The organism is Amycolatopsis sp. NPDC048633, from assembly GCF_040650695.1.
Lineage (GTDB): Bacteria > Actinomycetota > Actinomycetes > Mycobacteriales > Pseudonocardiaceae > Amycolatopsis.
In genome coordinates this window covers 62,077-76,683 of record NZ_JBEZHS010000020.1, presented here as the reverse complement: position 1 = coordinate 76,683, position 14,607 = coordinate 62,077, and the positions used below count along the sequence as shown (strand labels likewise).

The 14,607-nt window shown below is 73.3% G+C and carries 18 protein-coding genes; 7 read left to right on the top strand and 11 right to left on the bottom strand.

The window, feature by feature from the left end:
- Position 1: 1 nt before the first annotated feature.
- The gene (locus tag AB0C38_RS30215) at positions 2-604 is read right to left on the bottom strand and encodes a hypothetical protein (RefSeq protein ID WP_360679763.1); all 603 of its coding nucleotides are present in this window, start codon (positions 602-604) and stop codon (positions 2-4) included.
- Positions 605-614: 10 nt separating this feature from the next.
- Entirely contained in the window at positions 615-1,040 is a 426-nt protein-coding gene (locus AB0C38_RS30210; RefSeq protein WP_360679760.1) for a DUF6069 family protein, read from the bottom strand.
- 63 nt (positions 1,041-1,103) lie between these two features.
- Between AB0C38_RS30210 and AB0C38_RS30205 the strand changes: the two genes are divergently transcribed.
- From AB0C38_RS30205 to AB0C38_RS30195, 3 genes are read left to right on the top strand one after another with little or no spacing between them, the layout of a single operon-like run.
- Positions 1,104-1,607: a MarR family transcriptional regulator gene (locus tag AB0C38_RS30205; RefSeq protein ID WP_360679757.1), complete on the top strand. Its 504-nt coding sequence runs from the start codon at positions 1,104-1,106 to the stop codon at positions 1,605-1,607.
- A 49-nt stretch (positions 1,608-1,656) separates the two neighbouring features.
- Positions 1,657-2,094 carry a MarR family transcriptional regulator gene (locus AB0C38_RS30200; protein ID WP_360679755.1) on the top strand — a complete coding sequence of 146 codons (438 nt, stop codon included), beginning with the start codon at positions 1,657-1,659 and terminating at the stop codon, positions 2,092-2,094.
- 51 nt (positions 2,095-2,145) lie between these two features.
- Entirely contained in the window at positions 2,146-3,480 is a 1,335-nt protein-coding gene (locus tag AB0C38_RS30195; RefSeq protein ID WP_360679752.1) for an alpha/beta hydrolase, read from the top strand.
- A 2-nt stretch (positions 3,481-3,482) separates the two neighbouring features.
- Here AB0C38_RS30195 and AB0C38_RS30190 read toward each other — a convergent pair whose 3' ends face one another.
- Positions 3,483-4,739, bottom strand: coding sequence for a vanadium-dependent haloperoxidase (locus tag AB0C38_RS30190; protein ID WP_360679750.1), 1,257 nt, complete (start codon positions 4,737-4,739; stop codon positions 3,483-3,485).
- Between the two features lie 115 nt (positions 4,740-4,854).
- On the opposite strand from AB0C38_RS30190, the gene AB0C38_RS30185 reads away from it, so the two are divergent.
- Both AB0C38_RS30185 and AB0C38_RS30180 read left to right on the top strand, forming a co-directional pair.
- Complete coding sequence (locus tag AB0C38_RS30185; RefSeq protein ID WP_360679747.1) at positions 4,855-5,436, top strand: sigma-70 family RNA polymerase sigma factor; 582 nt, start codon at positions 4,855-4,857, stop codon at positions 5,434-5,436.
- Positions 5,433-6,113 (top strand): Rieske (2Fe-2S) protein, encoded by a 681-nt coding sequence (locus tag AB0C38_RS30180; protein WP_360679744.1) that lies wholly within the window; start codon positions 5,433-5,435, stop codon positions 6,111-6,113. The genes AB0C38_RS30185 and AB0C38_RS30180 overlap by 4 nt, the downstream gene beginning before the upstream one ends.
- Positions 6,114-6,117: 4 nt before the next feature.
- On the opposite strand, the gene AB0C38_RS30175 is transcribed toward AB0C38_RS30180, so the two are convergent.
- Together AB0C38_RS30175 and AB0C38_RS30170 are read right to left on the bottom strand one after the other, a co-directional pair.
- Positions 6,118-6,876, bottom strand: a complete 759-nt coding sequence (locus AB0C38_RS30175; protein ID WP_360679741.1) for an SDR family oxidoreductase — start codon at positions 6,874-6,876, stop codon at positions 6,118-6,120.
- The gene (locus tag AB0C38_RS30170) at positions 6,873-7,448 is read right to left on the bottom strand and encodes a TetR/AcrR family transcriptional regulator (protein ID WP_360679738.1); all 576 of its coding nucleotides are present in this window, start codon (positions 7,446-7,448) and stop codon (positions 6,873-6,875) included. The genes AB0C38_RS30175 and AB0C38_RS30170 overlap by 4 nt, the downstream gene beginning before the upstream one ends.
- Before the next feature lie 123 nt (positions 7,449-7,571).
- Here AB0C38_RS30170 and AB0C38_RS30165 point away from each other — a divergent pair, with 123 nt between their 5' ends.
- On the top strand, positions 7,572-8,471 hold the full coding sequence (locus AB0C38_RS30165) for an SDR family oxidoreductase (RefSeq protein WP_360679735.1): 900 nt from the start codon (positions 7,572-7,574) through the stop codon (positions 8,469-8,471).
- Between the two features lie 54 nt (positions 8,472-8,525).
- Here the strand turns inward: AB0C38_RS30165 and AB0C38_RS30160 are convergent, their stop codons facing one another.
- The 3 genes from AB0C38_RS30160 to AB0C38_RS30150 all read right to left on the bottom strand — a co-directional run bounded on the left by AB0C38_RS30160 (position 8,526) and on the right by AB0C38_RS30150 (position 10,462).
- The gene (locus AB0C38_RS30160) at positions 8,526-9,299 is read right to left on the bottom strand and encodes a cupin domain-containing protein (RefSeq protein ID WP_360679733.1); all 774 of its coding nucleotides are present in this window, start codon (positions 9,297-9,299) and stop codon (positions 8,526-8,528) included.
- A gap of 11 nt (positions 9,300-9,310) precedes the next feature.
- Positions 9,311-9,874, bottom strand: coding sequence for a TetR/AcrR family transcriptional regulator (locus AB0C38_RS30155; protein ID WP_360679730.1), 564 nt, complete (start codon positions 9,872-9,874; stop codon positions 9,311-9,313).
- A 69-nt stretch (positions 9,875-9,943) separates the two neighbouring features.
- Positions 9,944-10,462 carry a helix-turn-helix domain-containing protein gene (locus AB0C38_RS30150; RefSeq protein ID WP_360679727.1) on the bottom strand — a complete coding sequence of 173 codons (519 nt, stop codon included), beginning with the start codon at positions 10,460-10,462 and terminating at the stop codon, positions 9,944-9,946.
- 92 nt (positions 10,463-10,554) lie between these two features.
- On the opposite strand from AB0C38_RS30150, the gene AB0C38_RS30145 reads away from it, so the two are divergent.
- Entirely contained in the window at positions 10,555-11,925 is a 1,371-nt protein-coding gene (locus tag AB0C38_RS30145; RefSeq protein ID WP_360679724.1) for an MFS transporter, read from the top strand.
- Here AB0C38_RS30145 and AB0C38_RS30140 read toward each other — a convergent pair.
- Genes AB0C38_RS30140 through AB0C38_RS30130 form a run of 3 tightly spaced genes read right to left on the bottom strand, consistent with a single transcriptional unit; the run spans position 11,922 to position 14,606 of the window.
- Positions 11,922-12,542: an NAD(P)-binding domain-containing protein gene (locus AB0C38_RS30140; RefSeq protein WP_360679722.1), complete on the bottom strand. Its 621-nt coding sequence runs from the start codon at positions 12,540-12,542 to the stop codon at positions 11,922-11,924. The genes AB0C38_RS30145 and AB0C38_RS30140 overlap by 4 nt on opposite strands.
- On the bottom strand, positions 12,539-13,576 hold the full coding sequence (locus AB0C38_RS30135; RefSeq protein WP_360679719.1) for an LLM class flavin-dependent oxidoreductase: 1,038 nt from the start codon (positions 13,574-13,576) through the stop codon (positions 12,539-12,541). Before AB0C38_RS30135 ends, AB0C38_RS30140 begins: the two co-directional genes overlap by 4 nt.
- Complete coding sequence (locus AB0C38_RS30130; RefSeq protein WP_360679716.1) at positions 13,569-14,606, bottom strand: LLM class flavin-dependent oxidoreductase; 1,038 nt, start codon at positions 14,604-14,606, stop codon at positions 13,569-13,571. The genes AB0C38_RS30135 and AB0C38_RS30130 overlap by 8 nt, the downstream gene beginning before the upstream one ends.
- Between the last annotated feature and the right edge of the window lies 1 nt (position 14,607).

Below are 14,607 nucleotides of genomic sequence, written 5' to 3'. Positions count from 1 at the left end.
CTCAGAGCAGCTCGCGGCCGGCGCGGAAGAACGCCGTCACCTCGCCGTCGAGGTCGCGCAGCGGGCGGGCGGCCCCGAACGGCGCGTTCCAGAACTCGCCCTCCCGCGCCTCGAACGGGCCGACGTAGGCGTAGGGCTCGCCCAGGTGGCCGTCGCCGGGGGAGACGCCGTAGTTGACCTCGTCGAGGGTGATCGCGACGTCGAAGTGCTCGGGCCACAGCACCGGCGTGACGTCCGGGGCGAACTCGCGCAGCGCCCGGTCCCCGGCCGCGAAGGCCGCGAGCAGGCCCTTCAGCGCGTCCGCGGCGAAGGTGATCGTCTCGACGGGCTGCACGCCGGGGCCGCCGGAGTAGACGCCCGCGGGCTCGCCCGCCTCGAGCTCGGCTTCCGCCGCGACCTCGGCGTAGGTGCGCCCGGTGAGCGGCACCCGGGCGGAGTCCGTGACGAGTTCGCCGCCGTCGACGCGCAGCGCGGGCCCGGCGACGGTCGCGAATCCGCCCTCGACCACCTGGAGGTCGATGCGCGTGGTCGCGCGGTGCTGCGGGCCCGCGAGCAAAAGCTCCGCGACGCCGTGCAGCGATCGCCTGGTCGGTTGCCATTCCATCCCGGAGACGTTACCGGGCGACCTGGCCCTGAGCCGTAGCCGTCGCGACCGGCTCCCGCAGGGTCGGGCGCAGGGCGAGGACGACCGCGGTCGTGACCACCAGGTGCATCAGCATCAGCCCGGCGACGTTGGCGGCGGTGGCGCCCGCGGTGAGCAGCAGCAGGTCCGGGACCCAGGTCAGGACCAGGACCGCGGGCACGACCACGCGCAGCGCCTTCGGGGCGCGGCGGGCGATCAGGATCCAGCCCGCGGTGCCGAGGAGCAGCCCGAGCACGGTCGCCGGCAGGTAGGAAGCGGCGTTGAGGCCCATGCCGATCCCGCCGTCGTCGAGCGAGGACGCCGTGAGCGCGATGACGGCGTTCACGGCGGCGGCCGCCACGACGGCGACCCCCAGGCGAAGGGCCGTGGCGGACGTCCGGGTGGCGGTGGTGGTCATCGCTCCTCCTTGGGTTGCGTGTTAAACCCAAACGGTAGGTTGGGTTGCGTGTTAAAGTCAAGCGTGGGCGATCAGGAAGCCGAAGAGCCGTTCGACCGGCTCGGCAAAGAAGAGCGGCGCGTGTGGATCAACCTGGCGAAGGTGTTGCTCACGCTGCCGGGAGCGCTGGAAAGCCAGCTGCTGCGGGACGCCGACCTGACGTTGCTGGGCTACATGATCCTCGCGCGGCTCTCGGTGGTGCCGAAGGAAAGCCTGCGGATGAGCGAGATCGCGGAGATGGCCAACGGGTCGCTGCCGCGGATTTCGCACGCGGTGGCCCGGCTGGAGGATCGCGGGTGGGTGACGCGGAAGGTGTGCACCGGCCAGGGCCGCCGGTTCACGACCGCGACCTTGACCGACGCCGGCCGGGTGCACCTGGCGGCCGCGTCGCCCGCGCACGTGGCGAACGTCCGGCGGCTGGTCCTCGACCCGCTCGGTGACGACTTCGTGCGGCTCGGGGGCGCGGTCGAGCGGATCGTCGAGAACCTCGGGCTGCCCGTCGAAGTCCTCAAGCGGCCGGCCCCCTGACCGGCGCGCCGCCTGGGCGCGGTACCCGGCCATCGGTCACCATGGAGCGGTGTCCCAGCCCGGTCCCGGTTTGCTGTACCTCGTGAAGCAGCTCGAACTCGCCGTGCGGGCCCGGCTGGACGACGTGCTCCGCCCGGTCGCGCTCACGCCGTTGCAGTACACCGCGCTCACCGTGCTCGAGCGGCGGTCCGGGCTCACCACGGCCGCGCTGGCGCGCAACTCGTTCGTCACCGACCAGGCGATGGCCGACATGGTGGTCGCGCTCGAACGGCGCGGTTTCATCGCCCGGGACGGCGATCCGCGGGACCGGCGGCGGCGCGTGATCAGCCTGACCGGGGCCGGCGAGGAGATCCTCGACCGCGTCCGGGACGACGTCGTCAAGCTCGAGCAGCGGATGGTCGCCCAGCTGAACCCCCGGGACGCGGCCCGGTTCCGCGAGTACGTCGTCGCGTGCCACTCGGCGCTCGCCGATCGGCCGTCACACTGAATAAAGACAGGAAACCTGTACATCATTCGGCCGCCGTGCCACCCTGCTCGCATGAGCACGCGTAGGTGGTACCGCCGCGTCCTGGCGCTGATCGGCACGGTTCTGGTGGGCATCGGCGCGACCTCGGGGGTCGCGGCCGGAGCGACGAGCGGGCACCACACCGGGCAGCTGCCGGACGGCGCCACCTGGGTGGCGGACGTGCCGGCCGCCTGGAACGGCACGACCATCCTGTACAGCCACGGTTTCGGCCCGCTCACCGCGCAGGACGCACCGGACGACGAAACGCGCCAGGCGTTGCTCGCCAGCGGGTACGCGCTGGTCGGCTCGTCCTACAGCGGCCCGTCGTGGTGGGCGCTCGCCTCCGCCGTCGACGACCAGTTCGGCGCGCTGGCAGCGGTCGGGCGGCTGACCGGGCCCCCGCGCCGCACGATCGCGTGGGGCACGTCGATGGGCGGGCTGGTCAGCGCCCGTGCAGCCGAAGCCGGCGGCCACCGGCTCGACGGCGTGCTGAGCACCTGCGGGCTCGTCGCCGGCGGCCTGAACCTGAACAACTACCAGCTGGACGGCGAATACGCGCTCGCGCACCTGCTCGCGCCCGCGCAGGACATCAAGCTCGTCCGGTTCGCGAGCCCGGACGAGGCGAGCGCGTCGGCCGCCGCGTTGACGAAGATCGCCACCGACGCGCAGAGCACACCCGAGGGACGGGCGCGCATCGCGCTCGCCGCCGCGCTGATGAACGAGCCGGGGTGGTTCACCGGCCCGACGCCGCCCACCGACCCCGCGGGCCAGGAAGTCCAGCAGCAGCAAGAACTTTCCCAGTTCGTGCTCGGGTTCGTCGTCACCGGCCGGTACCGGATCGAGCTGGCCGCGGGCGGCAACAGCGCGTTCACCGCGGGCGTCGACTACCGCTCGCTGCTGGCCGGCAGCAGCCACGCCCGCCAGGTTCGTTCCCTCTACCGGACCGCCGGTCTCGACCTGGACGCGGACCTCGCGACGCTGTCCCGTGACGCCGACATCCGGCCGGACCCGCAAGCCGTGCGCACCCTGGCGCGCACGTCGACGGTGACCGGCCGGCTGCGCGTGCCGACGCTGGACATCCACACCACGGCCGACCAGCTCGTACCGGTCGAGCAGGAGGACTGGTACGGCAAGGAAGTACACCGGGCGGGCGGCGGTTCCCTGCTGCGCCAGGCGTATGTCGGCGCGACCGGGCACTGCGCCTTCCGGACGGCCGAGACGATCGCGGCGCTGCACGCGCTGGAGTCACGGATCGAGACCGGGCGGTGGGGTGACGTCGCGGAGCCGGGCCGGCTCAACGAAGCGGCCGGGGGCACCGGCCGCTACGTGCGGTTCGACCCGCCGCCGCTGACCGGTGCCCGCCGGTAGCGCTACGACCGCAGGACGAACGCGGCGACGTCGGTGCCCAGCTGCCGCCCGGCTTCGTGGTCGAGGCGGGTGTGGACGCCGGCGACGATGCGGCTGAGGCCCGCCTCGTCGGCGACGTCCTGGAACGTCGTGAACCACCGGACCGCGCCCGGCAGCGCTTCGGACGTCACGTCCAGGGCCCACCGCGGCCCGTACTCCTGGCGCAGCACCAGGGCACCCGCCTGCGAGACGACGCTGTGCGCGCCCGGGTACGCCGGATCCGGCGGGGTGGTGGCGAGGCTCGACCAGTCCGGGACGGCCCCGGCCCCGGCCCCGGCGAGGCGGATCGCGGTGATCGGCCGCCAGATCCGGTAGTGGTACTTCGCTTCGTAGAAGGCGATCACCGCGTCGGCGAACGCCAGGTTCAGCCGCGCGAACACCCGCGCCGCGACCGGAAGACTGCTCCGGGAACCACCGACGACGGACTGCGCGATCTCGTTCCAGTAGTTCCAGATCGGCGCCGTCCAGAACCGCGCCTGCAGCGTCTCGTCCGCGGTGCGGATGGTGCTGGTGTCGCGCCCGGCCACGGCGGCTTCGCGCACTGCCTTCGCGTAGCGGGTACTGCTCAGCGCGGGGTAGGGCTCGGGCCGGAACCGGCTCGCGCGGTCGAGCACGAACGGCGTCACCGCGGCCCAGTGCGTGAACGCCGCGGGCGCGAACGCGGGTGGCGTCGGGCGGTACTGCCCGGGAGAAGTGCCCGGCGGCAGCACCGGCGGGACCGCGGCCGAGCCGTCGCCGGTGCGGAGACCGAGCAACAGCCGGGCGACCAGCCGCCCGGCCTGCACGCCGGCGTCGCGCCCCGCCGGATGCACCGCGGCGAGCTGCCCGGCCAGCAGGGTCGCGTACTCGCCGGCCCGGGTGGGGTAAAGCGCGGCCAGGACGTCGTGGGCGGCCTGCGCCGCCGCCGCTTCCGGGGCCGCCGTGCCCCGAACGTCGACGGTGAACAGGTACGGCCGCCCGGTCCCGGCTGTCGCGACGACGGCGTCGTGCATCGCCGCGTGCAGCAGAGCGAAGCTTCGCGTCGGGTGCACGGTCGCGGGCTGGAGGCCGGCCGTGCGCACGGTGGTCAGCAGCGCGCGGTTCCAGGCGAGGACGACGTCCGCGCCACCCCGCCGGACCGGGGCCGCCGTGGCCGGCGTGGGCAGGCCGGTGGTGGCGAGGACGGCGGCGGCCGCCCCGCCCGTGACGAGCAGGTGCCGGCGCGACATCGAGGTGGTCATTTCTCTCCCCGGATTCATCGGATGGTCCGCCTGCCGATACGGCCGCCGGTTACGGCGTAACCCGGTCGCGTATCCCTCGGGTGGCGGTAAGAATCGGCAGGGGAGAAGCGGGGCGGTGCCGGTGGCACAGCGGTTCCGGCGCGGACGCGCCGAAGAGGACGACACGGGCGAGGCGCCGCGCGCACGGCTGCACGCGGTCGGTGCGGACGTCTACCCGGACTGGGAGGCGGTCTACCGCGACAACGTCGACCGCCTGTACCGGCTGATGTTCTCGAAGGTGGGCAACCGGCCCGACGCCGAGGACCTCACCACGGAGGTCTTCCTGACGGCGTTGCGGCCACTGCGCGTCTCGGCGAGCGTGGGCGAGGTCCGGGCGTACCTGCTGGCCACCGCGCGGACGGTGCTGGCCGGGCACTGGCGGCGCACGCTCGGCCGGGAGATCACCACCCTGGACGAGGAACGCGACATCGCGGCCTTCGAGGCCGCCACGATCGACCCGCGGACGCCGGCCCGCGCCGAGGCGATCCTCCGGCAGCTGCCCGAGCGGTACGGCCGCATCCTGCGGCTGCGGTTCCTGCAGGCGTGCTCGGTGAAGGAAGCGGCGGCGGAGCTCGGCATCACCGTCGGCAACGCGAAGGTGCTGCAGCACCGCGCGTTGCGGCAGGCGGCCCAGCTGGCGGAAAGGACGGAGACGTGACCACTCGAGGCTTCCGCCGGTACGTCAAGGACCTCCTGCGCGGGCGCCGGCCGCGTCCGTTCGAGGCCGGTCCCGGCGACGAAGCCGAGCTGCGGACGGCGGTGCTGCTGCGCGCCGCCCGGCCGGGAGCCGGGGCGGCGAGCGAGGAGTTCGTCGCCGGGCTGCACCGGCGGCTCGCCCAGGAGCTCGGGGACCCCGCCCCCGCGCGGGGCGGCAACCGCCGCCGGTTCATCCAGGTGTCGTCGGCCGCGGCGGTGGCGGCCGCCGCGGGCGCGGGCGTCGAGTACCTGGTGACCTCGGGTGCCTCGGGTGCCGAACCGGCGGCTCAGGAAGAGACCCTGCGCCCCGAGAACGGTGAGTGGCGGGCGGTCGTGGCGGCGCACGAGCTGCCCGAAGGCGCGGTGCTGCCGTTCGACTTCGGCGCGGTGGCGGGGTTCGTCCAGCGCTCCGGTGGGGAGGTCCGCGCGGTGTCGGCGACCTGCACGCACCTCGGCTGCCGGCTGAACCTGGACGCCCCGGCGCGGCGGCTGAACTGCCCGTGCCACCGGACGTCGTTCGCGGTGGACGGCGTGGTCCTGACCCACCAGCTGCCGGTGACGCCGCCGCCGCTGCCGCACCTGGTGGTGCGCGAAGCCGGGGGAGTGGTCGAGGTGCTGGTCCCGCCCACGAACGCGTGACCGCTCAGCGCAGGTACGACGCGCCGTTGACGTCGAGGATCGCGCCGGAGCTCCACGCCGCCTCCGGGGAGGCGAGGTGGACGATCGCCTCGGCGACGTCCTCGGGCGTCCCGACCCGCCCGAACGGGCTCTGCTCCCGCAGCGCTTCGCCGCCGGCGCCGGCGAGCTTCGCTTCCTGGCGCTCGGTCGCGACGAACCCCGGCGCCACCGACGTCACGGAAATCCCGTGCGGGGCCAGGGCGAGCGCCATCGACTGGCCGAACGCGTGCAGGGCCGCCTTGCTCGCCCCGTAGGCCGGGTGCTCGGGTTCGCCGCGGAACGCGCCGCGCGAGCCGACGTTGACGATGCTGCCCGGGCGGCCGTGCTCGATCAGGTGCCGGGCCACCGCCCAGGTGACGTTCGCGGCGCCGAGGAGGTTGACGTCGACCGTGCGGCGCCACACCTGCACCCACTGGTCGTAGCCGACCTCGGAAACGGCGTGCCGGGTCTGTTCCGTCGGGGCCTGGGCGGCGTTGTTGACCAGGACGTCGACCCGGCCGAGCGTCGCGATCGCTTCGTCGACGACCGCGCGGGCCGCGGCCGGGTCTCCGAGGTCGCCGGCGACGCACGTGTGCCCGGAGCCGGTCAGCTCGCGCAACGTCGTCTCGGCGTCGTCTCGCCGGGTGGCGTAGTGGACTGCCACGCGGTAGCCGCGGGCCGCGAAGGCGACGGCGGTGGCCCGGCCGATGCCGCGCGATCCGCCGGTGATCAGGACGCCTTTCATCGTTCGTCTCCTGGGGACGCGGACAGGGCCCGCAGCTCGTCGAAAGCGTGGGAGAGATGGACGTCCAGGCTCTGCGCCGGGTCGTCGATCCAGGCTTGGGCCGCGTGGTGGAAGGTCGCCCAGCCGGTCTGCGCGGCCAGGCCCGCCGGCCCGCCGGGGACACCGCGCCGGCGTAACGCTTCCGCCAGCGCGTCGGTGAGCTTGGCGTGCTTGGCCAGCTCGCGCTCGCGCAGCGCGGGGGTCGTGGCGATGATCGCCAGCCGCGGCTCGGAGAACGGCCGGTTGGCTTCGAGGATCCGCCCGGCCTTCCGGAACGCGCGCAGCAGGATCTCGAACGGCGTCAGATCGTCGGGCGCTTCGGCCACCGCCTGGGTCATCGTGTCGCGCAGGTCGGCTTCGCCGTCGAAGAGCACCTCGCGCTTGTCCGGGAAGTGCCGGAAGTAGGTGCGCTCGTTGAGGCCGGCGCGTGCGGCGATCTCCGCCGTGGTCGTGTGGTCGAACCCGTGTTCCCCGTACAGCTCGAGAGCCGCCTGCTGAAGGCGGCGGCGCGCTTCTGCTCCGCTTCGTGGCACGAGCCGAGGCTACCGCATTCCGTCAGTGACTGGCGTCACGTTGCGCCAGTCGCTGACGCTACGCGTAGAGTCAGCGGCTGGCGCTAAGTAGTGCCAGTCACTGGCCTTAACGGGAGTGGTCGCATGCATGTCTTCGTCACCGGTGGTTCCGGCCAGACCGGTCCCACCGTCGTCGCCGAGCTCCTTTCGGTCGGCCACACCGTCACCGGCCTCGCCCGCTCGAATGCTGCCGCCTCCCGGCTGGAGTCGTTAGGGGCCACCGCACTTCGCGGCTCGCTGGAGGAGCTCGGCAGCCTGCGCGGCGGCGCCGAAGCCGCCGACGGCGTCCTGCACATGGCCTTCGGCGGCGACTTCGCCGACCCGGACGACCTGACCCGCCGCGACACGGCCGCGATCGAGGCACTCGGCCGGGCGGCGGCGGGCAAGCCGTTCATCAGCACGTCGGGCACGCTGGTCCTGCCCGGCGGCCGGGAGAGCACCGAGCGGGACGAGCCCGACGTGCACGGCATCGCCGGCTTCCGCATCCCGGGCGAGCGGGTGTGCCGGGACTTCGGCGGCAGCGTGGTCCGGCTCGCGCCGACGGTGCACGGTCCCGAGGACCACGGGTTCGTCCCGATGCTCGTGACCACGGCGCGCGAGTCCGGCGTGTCGGCGTTCGTCGGGGACGGCGCCAACCGCTGGCCCGCCGTGCACCGGCGCGATGCGGCGATCCTGTTCCGTCTGGCCTTGGAGCAGGCTCCCGCGGGGAGTGTGCTGCACGGGGTGGCGGAAAACGTGACGTTCAAGCGGATCGCGGAGACGATTGGCCGCAAGCTCGGTTTGCCTGCGGTTTCTCTGGCGCCGGAAGAAGCCGCCGCGCACTTTCCGAGCCCGTTCATGGCCCGGGTGTTCGGTTTTGACGGGCCGGTTTCCAGCGCCGGCACGCGGCGGCTGCTCGGCTGGGAGCCTGCGCACGCGGGCCTGCTGGAAGACCTGGAAACCGGCGACTACTTCACTGGCGCGGTGCCGTCGCCGACGTCATGAAAGAGTCGTTCATGACGTCGGACGCGATGAACGACTCTTTCATGACGTCGGGCGTCAGGTTCCGGTGGTGCTCAAGGGCACCGGTGCGCGGGTCTGGCTGTCCAGGGGGTCGAGGCGCGGGGTCTCACCCGGCCCAGCGGGGAAGTGGGCGATGAACGTGACGCCGTCCTCCTGCGCGTCGAAGCGGGCGATCCGCGCCGCTTCCGGCTCGTAGAAGACATCGCCGGGCCGGAGGAGAGTCCCGGGTTCGCCCTCGATCTGGTAGATCGCCGACCCGGCCTCGATGCTGCCGAACACCGGTCCATTGTGGACATGGAGACCGGTGCCGTAGTCCGGCGCGATGGTGATGCGGCGGATCTCGACGTGGTCGACCAGGCGCGGCGCCGGGAGCTGCTGCTCCAGCACCATCGTCCGGGTGACGGGCTCGGCGGGGACGGGCGCGGGTTCTCCGCCGGCGACCGCGTCCCCGAACTCCGCCTCGGTGCCGTCTTCCGGAATCTCTTCGATGGCGAGGTGGGTCATCGCGCTGGTGTCGGTGGCGCCGTGCCAGTGCCACTCGCCGGCGGCGACGCGGACCGTGTCGCCGGGCCGGACCAGCTGGGCCGGCCCGCCTTGCCGCTGCACGTACCCGGTGCCGTCGGTGACGACGAGGACCTGGCCGAGCGGGTGCCGGTGCCAGCGCGTGCGGGCGCCGGGCGCGAACTGCACGCGGTCGACCTGGGTGCGCGACGGGCCGTCGGGGACGGCGAGCGACGTGATCCACGCGCTGCCGCTGATCACGTCGGCGGGGGCGGTGGTGCTGGTGGGCGGAACGGGACGGACGTGCACGAAAGGACTCCTCAGCGGGTGTGGGCGGAAAGCAGGGCCAGGACGCCGGAAACGGCCTGGTCGAACGGTTCGGGCGCGTTCGCGGCGCGAGCCAGGACGTAACCGCCCTGCAGGACGGCGACGACGGTGGCGGCCAGCGCGGCCGGGTCCAGGCCGGCGGGCAGCTCGCCCGCGGCCCGGCCTTCGTCGAGGACTTCGGCCAGCCGGGCCCGCAGCCGCGTGAGGGTCTCGTCGACCGGTGCGCGCAGCTCCGGGTCGGCGACGATCTCGGGGTCCTGCGTCAGCCGGCCGATGGGACAGCCCCTGAGCACTTCGCGCTCACGACGCAGGTACGCGGTGATCCGCTCGACGGCGGTCCCCGGCTTGCGCAGCTGCGCCTCGGCGGCCGCCAGCAGCTCGTCCGCGCTGCGCCGCACGGCTTCCAGCGCCAGCTCCCGCTTGCCGGAGAAGTGGTGGTACATGCTGCCTTGCCCGGCGCCGGCGTGCTGCTGGATGGCCTTGGGGCTGGTGCCCACGTAGCCGCGTTCCCACAACAGCGCCCGGGTGCTGTCGATGAGCTGGTTCCTGGTGTCCACGCCGAGCACTGTACATACTAGTAGGTACAGAAGCCAGATGGCGGGTCTCCGTCGCCGGTTCGCGGGTGGTCAGTGCACGGGCTGGAGGAGGCGTCGCGGCCGTGCGAGGATCGCGCTGACCTGGCCTTCTGCCGGGTTCGGCGACGTCAGTCCCGGGCCCGGTGTCATCACCGTCTCGGCGAGCGGCACCTCGTCGCCGCAGCGCAGGCAGGTGCCCGACTGCGCCACTTCGCCCTCGCAGCCCGCGTGGACGAACACCCGGCGCCGGCCGCCCGGCGCGTAGTGCTCGTCGCCCCAGGCCGACAGGACGCGGACGACCGGCCAGAGCCCCCGCCCCTTCGCGGTCAGCTCGTACTCGCTGCGCTTGCCGGGGCCCGGCACGCGCGCCAGCACGCCCTCGCCGATCAGGAACTCCAGCCGTTCGGTCAGGACCGCGCGCGGGATGCCGAGGTGTTCGACGAAGTCGCTGAAGCGGCGGACGCCGAACACGGCGTCGCGGACGATCAGCAGGGTCCAGCGCTCTCCGACGATCTCCAGCGCGCGGACCATCGAGCAGGCCTGGTTGGTGTATTCGCGGGGGAGTGCCATGGGTCCCATCCTGCCACAGAAGAGTTCGTTCATCGAACCAACCGTGCTAGCCTTCCGGCGAAAGAGTTCGGTCACCGAATCAAGGAGCCCGCATGGCCAGCCGTCCCGGCGCCGTCCTCGTCGCCTCCGGCGGCGCGACCCTGCTCGCCCTCTTCGTCTTCACCGCGCCGCTGTCGATCGTCCCGGCCGTGGCCGGCGGGCTCGGGGCCGGCGCGGTCGCGACGTCGTGGATCCTCAGCTCGATGAGCCTCGGCCTGGCCGTCGCCCTGCTGCCGGCCGGCGCGATCGGTGACGACTTCGGCCGGCGGCGAGTCTTCGTCGCCGGGGCCGTCGTGACAGCCGCCGGGTCCGTGCTGTGCTCGGTCGCGCCCGGGCCGCTGACGTTCATCGCCGGCCGGGTCGTCGAAGGCCTCGGCGGCGCCGCGCTGGTCGCGTGCGGGCTCGCGGTGCTCGGTCCCGCGTTCCCCGGCGCCGCCGGCCGCGCCCGGGCGATGGGCCTGTGGGGTGCCTGCCTCGGCGCGGGCATCGCGATCGGCCCGCTGGCCGGCGCGGCCCTCGACGACGACTGGCGCGTGCTCTACGTCGTGATCGCGGGGCTCTCGCTCGGCGTCGCCGTGCTCGGGCGGGTCCTGCTGGAGGAGTCCGTCTCGGGACGGGCGCGGACGGTCGACCTGCCCGGCGCGCTGCTGCTGGGCGGCGGCCTCGCGGCGTTGCTGGCCGCCTTGACCGAAGGCCGCCAGGGCTGGACGAGCCCGCTGGAGCTGGCCCTGATCGCCGCGGCGGTCGTGCTGCTCGCCGCGTTCTTCGCCCACCAGAACTCCTCCGGCGGCGGCATGCTCGACCTGACGCTCTTCCGCCGCCCGGCCCTGGTGTCGGCGACGACGGGCGCGTTCGTGGCGGGCGCCGGGGTCACCGCGCTGATGGCGTTCCTCTGCACGATGCTCGAGAACGGCCTCGCGTTCAGCCCCCTGACGGCGGCATCGGTGGTGCTCGCCTGGTCGGCGACGAGCGTGGTCTCGGCGTTGCTGACCCGCCACCTCCCGGCCGCGCTCTCCGGCGGCGCACGGATGAGCGCCGGCCTGCTCGTGGTGGCCGCGGGTCTGGTCCCGCTCGCGTTCGTCACCCCGGGCTCGGGTCCGGCGTCCCTGCTGCCGGGCCTGGTGGTGGCCGGTCTCGGCACGGGTGTGGTGAACGCTTCGCTGGGGCGCGAAGCGGTCGCGAGCGTGCCGCCGGAGCGGGCCGGGATGGGCAGCGGCATCAACAACACGAGCCGCTACGTCGGCGCGGCGATCGGCGTCACCGTGGTCAGCGTGCTGGCGGTCCACGGGTCGCCGGCCGCCCTCACCGCGGGCTGGGACACCGCCGTCCTGGTGGGCATCGTGGTGTCCCTGGTGGGCGCCGCGGCGATCGCGACCTTGACGGCACGGGCGAAGCGCGCCGCCGCCGCGGCGATGGCGGCCTAACCGAACCGGTCGATCAGCACGCGCAGTTCGTCGGCGGTGACGTTCGCGCCGAAGGCTTCAGCACCCGGCTCGAGACGGACGCCATCGGCCAGGGACCCGGCGAGCAGCGGGTCGAAGCCGAGCGCGTCGACCAGGTCCGCCACGCTCGCCACGTCGGCCGGGTCGTCGCCGGCGATCGCGATCGCCTTGCGGCCCGGGGTCCCCGCGGGGCGGGCCTCGTCTTCGAGGTCGTGGTAACCCATGTGGTTGAACGCCTTCACCACCCGCGCGCCGTCCAAAAAGGACTGGACGGTCGAGCTGGTCGACACGCGCAGGTCGTCGCGGATGCCGTCGACCTCCCACCAGTAGTTCATCGCGTCGATGACGAGCTTGCCGGCCAGGGCCGCCGCCGGAAGGGTGCGGTACTTGCCCAGCGGCAGCGCCAGGATCACGACGTCCGCCTTGGCCGCCGCCGCTTCCGCGGTCGTCGCGACCGCGCCGGGCGTGAGGACGTCGACGGTGAGCGCGATCTTCTCCGGCGCGCCCGAACCGGCGACGAGCACCTCGTGCCCGGCAGCGAGCGCGAGCCGGGCCAGCACCGTGCCGACCTTGCCCGCGCCGAGGATCCCGATGATCATTTCGTCTCCGAGAGGATGTCCCGCACCATCGGAACCACCTTGGTGCCGTAGAGTTCGACGGCGCGCAGGCGCGCGCTCGCCGGTTGCGACCCGCTGCTGTAGATGAGGTCGAAGCGGCCGACGCCCAGCTCCGCGACCGCGCCGGCGATCTTGCGGGCGACGGTCTCCGGGGAGCCGATGTACAGCGAACCGTGCTCGATCTCGTGGTCGTACTCCGCGCGCCGGATCGGTGCCCAGCCCCGCAGCGCGCCGATCCGGTCGCGGATCACGCGGTAGCGCGGCCAGAACACCTCGCGCGCCTGCTCGTCGGTATCGGCGACGAACCCGGGGGAGTGCATGCCGACCGGGTGGGCGGTGGTGCCGAACTGCGCGGCGGCCTTGCGGTACAGGTCGAGGTACGGCGCGAACCGCCCCGGGGCCCCGCCGATGATCGCCAGCATGAGCGGGAGCCCGTGGTGCGCGGTCCGGATGACCGACTGGGGTGAGCCGCCGACGCCGACCCACGTCGTCAGCCGGCCGGAGTCCGTCTTCGGGTAGACGTCGGCGTCTTCCAGCGGCGGCCGCAGTTTTCCCTTCCAGGTCACCGGTTTCTCGTCGAGCAGCCGCACGAACAGGTCGAGTTTCTCCTCGAACAGCGCGTCGTAGTCGCTCAGGTCGTAGCCGAACAGCGGGAACGACTCGGTGAACGAACCCCGGCCGAGGATGACCTCGGCGCGCCCGTCCGAGAGGGCGTCGACCGTCGCGAAGCGCTGGAACACCCGGACCGGGTCGTCGGAGCTCAGCACCGTGACGCCGGAGGAGAGGCGGATCCGCGACGTGCGGGTGGCGATGCCGGCCAGCACGGTCTCGGGCGTGGAGATCGAGTACTCGGGGCGGTGGTGCTCGCCGAGGGCGATCACGTCGACGCCGATCTCGTCGGCGAGGACGGCCTCGTCGACCACCTGCCGGATGGCGGCGGCGTGGGAGAGCGGCCGGCCGGCGTCGTCCTCGGGGACGTCGCCGAACGTGTCGAGGCCGAACTGCAGGTCAGACATGGGAAGGCTCCTTCGCGAGCAGCTCGCGCACCCGCGGCGCGACCTCGCGGCCGAGCAGCTCGATCGTCCGGGCGCGAGCGGCCCGCGGCAGGTGCATGATGTCGTACTTGAGGTCGAAGCGGCTCAGGCGCAGGTCCCGCGCCACGGTCGCGATCTTGCGGGCGACGGTGTCGGGGGAGCCCACGAACAGGGCGCCGGTGTCCACTTCGGACAGGTACCGCTTCCGGTCCGGTTCGTAGAACCCGCGCTCGGCGGCGATCCGCGTCACGACGGGTTGCCAGTACTGCCACCACGTCTCGACGGCTTCCTCGTCGGTGTCGGCGACGAGGCCGAGGGAGTGCTGGCCGATCGGCTGCACCGGCTTCTCGAACTGTTCGAGCGCGCGGTGGTACAGCTCGACGTGGCCGGCGAAGCGCTGCGGACGCCCGCCGATGATGGCCAGCATGAGCGGCAGCCCGTAGTGGGCGGCCCGCACCACCGAGTCCGGGCTGCCGCCGACCCCGATCCAGGTGGGGATCCCGCCCGGGCGCATCCGCGGGTGCAGCGTCTGGTTCGTCAACGGCGCCCGCACGTCGCCGGACCAGGTGACGCTTTCCTCGCGCTGCAGCCGCATGAACAGTTCGAGCTTGTCCTCGAACAGCCGCTCGTAGTCGGCGAGGTCGTAGCCGAACAACGGGAACGACTCCGTCGCCGACGCCCGGCCGAGCACCAGCTGGGCCCGCCCGTCCGAGACGGCGTCCAAGGTGGAGAACTCCTGGTAGAGCCGCACCGGGTCGTTCGTGCTCAGCACCGTCACGGACGTGCCGAGCTTGATGCGCTCGGTCGCGGTCGCGATCGCCGCCAGCAGCACGGGCGTCGCGCTGTCGTTGTGCCCCTCGCGGTAGTGCTCGCCGACGCTGAAGACGTCCAAGCCCGCCGACTCGGCCAGCCGTGCCTCGTCGACGAGCAGCCGGACGGTCTCCGCGTCGCTCATCACGCGGCCGTCCTCCGTGGCGACTTCGCCGAACGAGTTCAGGCCCAGCTCGATCATG

What these genes read in the sequence shown, in the direction of transcription:
- AB0C38_RS30135 (WP_360679719.1), bottom strand. Translation starts at nt 13,576, where the DNA reads ATGTCTGACCTGCAGTTCGGCCTCGACACGTTCGGCGACGTCCCCGAG.
- AB0C38_RS30190 (WP_360679750.1), bottom strand. Translation starts at nt 4,739, where the DNA reads ATGACCACCTCGATGTCGCGCCGGCACCTGCTCGTCACGGGCGGGGCG.
- AB0C38_RS30175 (WP_360679741.1), bottom strand. Translation starts at nt 6,876, where the DNA reads ATGAAAGGCGTCCTGATCACCGGCGGATCGCGCGGCATCGGCCGGGCC.
- AB0C38_RS30210 (WP_360679760.1), bottom strand. Translation starts at nt 1,040, where the DNA reads ATGACCACCACCGCCACCCGGACGTCCGCCACGGCCCTTCGCCTGGGG.
- AB0C38_RS30215 (WP_360679763.1), bottom strand. Translation starts at nt 604, where the DNA reads ATGGAATGGCAACCGACCAGGCGATCGCTGCACGGCGTCGCGGAGCTT.
- AB0C38_RS30130 (WP_360679716.1), bottom strand. Translation starts at nt 14,606, where the DNA reads ATGATCGAGCTGGGCCTGAACTCGTTCGGCGAAGTCGCCACGGAGGAC.
- AB0C38_RS30140 (WP_360679722.1), bottom strand. Translation starts at nt 12,542, where the DNA reads ATGATCATCGGGATCCTCGGCGCGGGCAAGGTCGGCACGGTGCTGGCC.
- AB0C38_RS30145 (WP_360679724.1), top strand. Translation starts at nt 10,555, where the DNA reads ATGGCCAGCCGTCCCGGCGCCGTCCTCGTCGCCTCCGGCGGCGCGACC.
- AB0C38_RS30165 (WP_360679735.1), top strand. Translation starts at nt 7,572, where the DNA reads ATGCATGTCTTCGTCACCGGTGGTTCCGGCCAGACCGGTCCCACCGTC.
- AB0C38_RS30150 (WP_360679727.1), bottom strand. Translation starts at nt 10,462, where the DNA reads ATGGCACTCCCCCGCGAATACACCAACCAGGCCTGCTCGATGGTCCGC.
- AB0C38_RS30195 (WP_360679752.1), top strand. Translation starts at nt 2,146, where the DNA reads ATGAGCACGCGTAGGTGGTACCGCCGCGTCCTGGCGCTGATCGGCACG.